6 protein-coding genes are annotated in these 5444 nt (G+C 77.2%); all 6 read right to left on the bottom strand.

What is annotated here, in order from left to right:
* Positions 1-51: 51 nt before the first annotated feature.
* Positions 52-255 (bottom strand): hypothetical protein, encoded by a 204-nt coding sequence (locus ABZV94_RS39840; RefSeq protein ID WP_356349705.1) that lies wholly within the window; start codon positions 253-255, stop codon positions 52-54.
* Positions 256-344: 89 nt separating this feature from the next.
* Positions 345-1553 carry an ANTAR domain-containing protein gene (locus ABZV94_RS39835; protein WP_356349703.1) on the bottom strand — a complete coding sequence of 403 codons (1209 nt, stop codon included), beginning with the start codon at positions 1551-1553 and terminating at the stop codon, positions 345-347.
* Positions 1554-1732: 179 nt separating this feature from the next.
* A complete protein-coding gene (locus ABZV94_RS39830) occupies positions 1733-2239 on the bottom strand; it encodes an STAS domain-containing protein (protein ID WP_356349701.1) in 507 nt (168 codons plus the stop codon).
* A 123-nt stretch (positions 2240-2362) separates the two neighbouring features.
* Complete coding sequence (locus ABZV94_RS39825) at positions 2363-3295, bottom strand: glycosyltransferase (RefSeq protein ID WP_356349699.1); 933 nt, start codon at positions 3293-3295, stop codon at positions 2363-2365.
* A gap of 91 nt (positions 3296-3386) precedes the next feature.
* Entirely contained in the window at positions 3387-4328 is a 942-nt protein-coding gene (locus ABZV94_RS39820; RefSeq protein ID WP_356349697.1) for a glycosyltransferase, read from the bottom strand.
* Positions 4318-5322, bottom strand: a complete 1005-nt coding sequence (locus ABZV94_RS39815; RefSeq protein ID WP_356349706.1) for a glycosyltransferase family 9 protein — start codon at positions 5320-5322, stop codon at positions 4318-4320. The genes ABZV94_RS39820 and ABZV94_RS39815 overlap by 11 nt, the downstream gene beginning before the upstream one ends.
* Between the last annotated feature and the right edge of the window lie 122 nt (positions 5323-5444).

Here is a 5444-nt window from a genome sequence, read left to right as displayed (position 1 = left end):
GCCCCACGCGGGGGCCGTTCGGCATGCGGGCTCGGGCAGGGTGCGGTGCCGTCAGGGGTGGTCGGGCTGCTGCGCCGGAGGCACCCCACCGCCCTCTCCCCCGCCCTTGCCGCCCTTTCCTGCCTTGTCAGAGCCGTGCGGGCGGCCGCCCGCGTCCCGGCCGGCCGTCTGGCGGGCCTTCAGCTCGCCGCTGTCCTGCGGGGTGGCGCCACCCTTGTCACTGCGCCGCTGTTCGGGCTGCTGCGGATTCGACATGCGCCGGACTCCCTCCGGGTGGTACGTGCTCCGTTCGGGGTCCGGGTTCCCAGGGGGACGCCGGTGACGCACACCCGCGGCGGATCGGCTCAGGGCGCAGGACGGGTCAGGGCGCGGTGGAGGTGTTCGAGCGCGTCCAGGAGCACCGAGCGGTGGTACCAGCTCAGCCAGGCCGACGTGTCCGAGGCGAGCAGGGCGAACGCCTCGGCCTGCGCGGCGGTCGCCCGGTGGCCGGCGTCCGGCCAGTGCAGCGTGATCACGCCGGTGCACGAGCCGGCGGAGGAGAGCACCGGGATGCTGTGCACCGCCTGGGTGCCGGTGGCCAGCAGCACGCGCCGGCAGTCGTCGGAGAGCTGGGCGTCCGTCGCCACGTCGGGCACGCTCACCTGGCGGCCCCGGACCCGGGCCGCCGCGTCGGCCGTACCGTCGCCCCGGCCGCGCACGAGCTGGTCGAGGAGCATCTCCGCGCAGCCGTGGTGGGTCTCCAGCATCAGGGCGTTCACGGCGGGGTCCACGAACTGCACGTACCCGGCGGGTGCCGTCCCGATGGCCAGCGCCTCGTGCAGGACGGCGTCGATCATCTGCCGCCGGTAGCGCGGGTCCCGGCCGCCGCGGGCCAGCATCCGCAGCTGCGGCACCGGCAGCGAGCGGCGGCCCGGGAACCACACGTCGCCGTCCGGCGGCCGGGCCACCACCACGGCCGAGACGAGGACCCGCAGCGGCACGTTGAACCGCTGCGAGGCCTCGCGCAGCACCCGGAAGGCGCTGCCGGAGTCGGGCAGACCGTAGCGGACCATGAGCGTGCCCTGTGCCATGCCGATCACCGGGGCGGTGCGCACCCGGGCGCGCAGCGCGCGGACCTCCTTGTGCAGGTCCTCGTACGAGGGCCGCAGCGGATCGGCCATCTGCGACCGCCAGGCGGGCAGCTCCTCCACCCGGGAGGCGGCGCGGGCCAGCTCGCGCAGCGCCTCGTCGAGGGTGGCGTACAGCTGGACGCCGTCCAGGCGGGCCAGGTGCACGGCCTCGCGGACCCCGGGCCGGGCGCGGACGATGATCAGGTCGGGGCGTCCGGTGCGCGCCCGGGTCGTCTCGCTGAGCGTACGCAGCACGGCGGCGCCGCCGAGCTGGACGTGCGCCATGTCGAGCACGGGGCGCAGTCCGGCGCGGTCCGCCTGTTCCAGGTGACCGCGCAACTCCTCCGACCAGGCCTGGGCGCCGTCGGCGTCGAGGCTGCCCGACATGCGCAGCAGGAGGGCCCCCTCGGCGGGCAGCCCCTCGACGACGGAGGACTCGATCACGAGGGGAGCCGGTGCCGCAGGCCGGCCGGAAGAAGGTTTCATCGCATCACCCAGACAGGACGTCCCAGAGAACTCGGTCGGCCGCTTCCTGACCTGTGCACCACCCCGCACGGTAGGCCCCGGGCCCTCGACCGCGCCATCCACCGCGCCGTGCGGCGCGACGGCGGGCCGCGCGGTCGCTACCCGAGGCCGCCGGACTCCGGGCGGGCCGGTTCGTACGCCGGCTCGCACACCCGTTCCCGGGACGGTTCCCGGGACGACGTCAGGGCGTCCAGGGCCGACGCCAGGGTGGCGTGCACCCGGATGCCCGGCAGGCCGGCCGAGGTCAGGGCCTCCCGTACGTGCGGCCGGGGCTGGACGACGGACAGGGCGCGGCCGGTGTGCGCGAGGGCTCCGGTCGCCCGCTCCAGTGAGCGCACCGCGTCGGCACAGGCGAGGTACGCCTCGCTCAGGTCCAGCAGGGGGTGCTCCGCGGCCTGGCCGGCGTGGGCCACGTGGTCGGCGAGGGCTTCGGAGAAGAGCCGGGCGTTGGAGGCGTCGACCGTGCCCCGGGTCTTCAGGACGCTGATGCCGCCGAGCCCCGGGCGGTGCTCGTGCACCGTCTGCAGGAGCAGGGGGGCCGGGCCGCCGGGGCGGACGCGGGCGGGGGACGGCTGACCGTCTTCCCTGGGTGATCGGGTTTCCACGGGGATCGGGCTTCCTGGAGGGGGAGGAAGGATCAGCCGGCCGCGTCTTGACCGGGACATCACTGTGCCCGCGCCGTGAGAGGGATGCAACGACGCCCCGGGGCGTGTCGTAGCGCCGGGGTCTCAGCCGACGTACCGCCGGGCGGGTGAGTCCCTGCGGGCCCGTTCCAGCGCGGCGAGCCTGCGCTCCAGGTCCGGCGGTACGGGGTCGCGCTGGCGCAGCACCCACGGCAGTCCGGCGGTGGCGTGGGCGAACGCGCGTGCGGAGGCGGCGTCGCGAGGCACGGTCCGGACGAGGTGCCCGGTACGGCGGAGCGCCGGCAGCAGCGGGCGGCGCAGCCAGGTGAACCACAGGGTGTTGCGCAGTCCGAGGACGCGCCGGGCCGTGCTGTCGCGCAGCCGGGAGGCGTGGTGGTGGACGGTGAGTTCCTCCGCGTAGGCGAGCCACCAGCCCTGGCGCAGCAGGTCGCAGGCGAGCAGTTCCTCCTCGCCGCCGAGCCACAGGCCCGGGTGGAAGCCGCCGCCGGCGCGGAATGCCTCGGTGCGCAGCACGGTGGCGGCGGCGAGGAAGGAGCCGAGGGCGGGGCCGGGGAGCCAGTCGGGCCCGGACAGCGGGGACTCGCGCAGCTCGCGCACGACCGGGTCCTCGGTGCCGTCCGGCTCGACGACGATCCGCGCGGTGACGCCCGCGAGCCGGGGACGGGCGTCCAGCAGATCGGCGGCCCGGCGCAGGCTGCCGGGTTCCCACCACGTGTCGTCGTCGCAGAAGGCGACGTACGGCGTGCGGACCCGCTGCACGGCCAGGTTGCGTCCGATGGCCCCCAGGTTCCGGCCGGGACGCAGCAGGGTCATCTCCGGGAACTCCCGGGCGACCGCCTGCGCGGTGCCGTCGGTGGAGGCGTTGTCGGTGACGATCACGGGGGGCCGCTCGGGCAGCCGGCGCAGCAGGGCGAGGGTGCGCAGCAGTTCGTCGCGGCGGTTGTGGGTGATCAGGACGACGGTCGTACGGTCGTCGGGGGCGGTCCGGGCACGGGCCTCGGGCGCGGTACGGGTCATCGTCTGACGCCTCCCCGTGGGTGGTCGGAGCGGGCCGGGGCCGTCGTCGCCGGGCGACTTCCCGTGCACGGCCGGAGACCGGACAGGGCCGTCATCGTCCGGCGCCTTCGCGGGAGGTGCCTGCCGTCTCGCGGTCGAGCAGGCCGGCGGCGTGTTCGACGCGCGGCGGCAGGGGCCGGCGGCGGGCGAGGGCGGCCGGGAACCGGGCGACGGTCTCCTTCAGGGCGCGGCGCGCGCCGGGGCGTCCGGCCGCGGCGGCCAGCGCGAGGTCGGCGCCGGCGCGCAGGACGACGGGCCAGGGGCGGCGCAGGCAGGTGGTCAGCACGTGGTTGCGCCGGACGAGGAAGGAACGGCCGGTGCGGTCGTGGTCCCCCGGGTGGTGGCGGGCGCGCAGCGAGGGTTCGTAGGCGACGCCCCAGCCGGCGGCGGCCAGGTCGTAGGCGAGCAGGGTCTCCTCGCCGCCGAAGAAGAGCAGCGGGTGGTAGCCGCCGGCGCTCAGGAAGGCGTCGCGGCGGACCACGCAGGCGCAGCCGAGGAAACCGAGCACCGGCCGGCCGGGCAGGTCGGGTTCCCGGGGCAGCGGGGAGTCGGCGAGCACCGCGTTGAGGGGGTCCTCGGCGGCCTCGTCGCCGACCAGGGTGCGGGCGGCGAGCAGGCCGAGCCGGGGGTGCCCGTCGAGGAGGTCGGCGGCGCGGGTGAGGCTCCCCGGCTCCCACCAGGAGTCGTCGTCGCTGAAGGCGACGTAAGGGGTGTCGGCGTGCCGGACGGCCAGGTTGCGGCCGAGGGCGCCGGTGTTGGCGGCGGGACGCAGCAGCCGGGTGATCGCCGGGTGGCCGGCCACGGCGCGGCGGGTGGTGTCCTCGCGGGAGTTGTCCACGACGATGACCGGTGGCCGCTCGGGCAGCGCGGCCAGCGCGTCCAGGGTCCGCAGCAGGCTGGCGGTGCGGTCGCGGGTGATGACGGCGACCGTGACGCGGGGCTCGCCCGGGGTCGTGGGCCGGTGCACGCGGCCCGGGGCCCGCTCAGTGGACATGCGCCACCTCCCATCCCGCCTGCCGCTGCCGGCCGCGTGCGTCCCGCAGCAAGGTCAGACAGGCCGCGGCGACCTCGCCGGCGCGGATGCGCAGCAGGCGCGCGTCGGGCGTGGGGCCGTGCGGGTCGCCGGGCGGGCCGGGTTTCCACAGGGCGAGGTGGTCCGGGCCCGGGGGTGGCCCCCACAGGCGCGGGGAGACCGGTCCGAACAGGGTGACGGAGCGGGTGCCGTGGGCCACCGCGAGATGGGCGAGGCCGGTGTCGCCGCTGAGCACCAGGGACGCGCCGGCGACCAGCGCGGACAGTTCCCCGAGCGGCAGGCCGCCGGTCAGCACGTCGCCGCCGCGCTGGCCGCTGCGTTCGGCGACCGAACGGACCAGGGCGTCCTCACCGGGGCCGCCGGTGAGGACCACGTGGTGGCCCGCCGCGCGCAGACACCGGACGACGGCGGCGAACCGCTCCCCCGGCCAGCGGCGGGAGCCGGAGGCCGCGCCGGGGTGCACGACGACGGCGCCGGGGGCCGGGGACGGTGTGGCGGGCCGGGGCAGCCTCAGGTCCAGGGGGTCGGCCGCGATGCCGTAGCCGTGCAGGAAGGCGCACCAGCGGTCCCGTTCGTTCGCCTGGTCCTGCCACGGCGGGCCGTCCGGGCAGGCGTGGGCGAGCAGCCGGCGCGGATGGAGGGCGGCCAGGGCGTCGCGGCTCTCGGGGCCGTTGCCGTGCAGGTCGATCGCCACGTCGGGGGGCGGGCCGGGCCAGTGGCCGAGGCCGGGCACCGCGCGGCCCGGTGCCTCGGCCGGGAACACCGCGTCCACCGCGCCGGTCTCCAGGGCGAGTTCGGTGAGTCCCGGGGGCTGGGCGAGGACGACCCGGTGGGCGGGAAAGGCCCGCCGAACGCCCCGCAGCGCGGGCACACCGGCCAGCAGATCGCCCAGGCCCAGGGCGCGCAGGACCAGGACGGTCGGGGGGTCGGGGGGGGGGGTGGGGATGCGGGTCACCGAGGGGGTCCTCCGTTGCGTGCGGAAGCCGGGGAGGGGCGGCGGGCCGGGTCTCGGGAAGAGCGGCTGGGGGGCGTCGGCGGCCTCGGGGGGCGCCCGGCGGACACCGGACGCCGGGCGCG

The sequence above is a fragment of the Streptomyces sp. NPDC004658 genome (assembly GCF_040609555.1).
In the GTDB taxonomy this organism is placed as follows: Bacteria; Actinomycetota; Actinomycetes; order Streptomycetales; family Streptomycetaceae; genus Streptomyces.
Note: the sequence above shows the minus strand (reverse complement) of the source record. Positions and strands in the feature narration are given on the sequence as shown.

Bases quoted from the DNA above. Each gene is read 5' to 3' on its own strand.
- ABZV94_RS39840 (WP_356349705.1), bottom strand. From the start codon at position 255: ATGTCGAATCCGCAGCAGCCCGAACAGCGGCGCAGTGACAAGGGTGGC.
- ABZV94_RS39825 (WP_356349699.1), bottom strand. From the start codon at position 3,295: ATGACCCGTACCGCGCCCGAGGCCCGTGCCCGGACCGCCCCCGACGAC.
- ABZV94_RS39820 (WP_356349697.1), bottom strand. From the start codon at position 4,328: ATGTCCACTGAGCGGGCCCCGGGCCGCGTGCACCGGCCCACGACCCCG.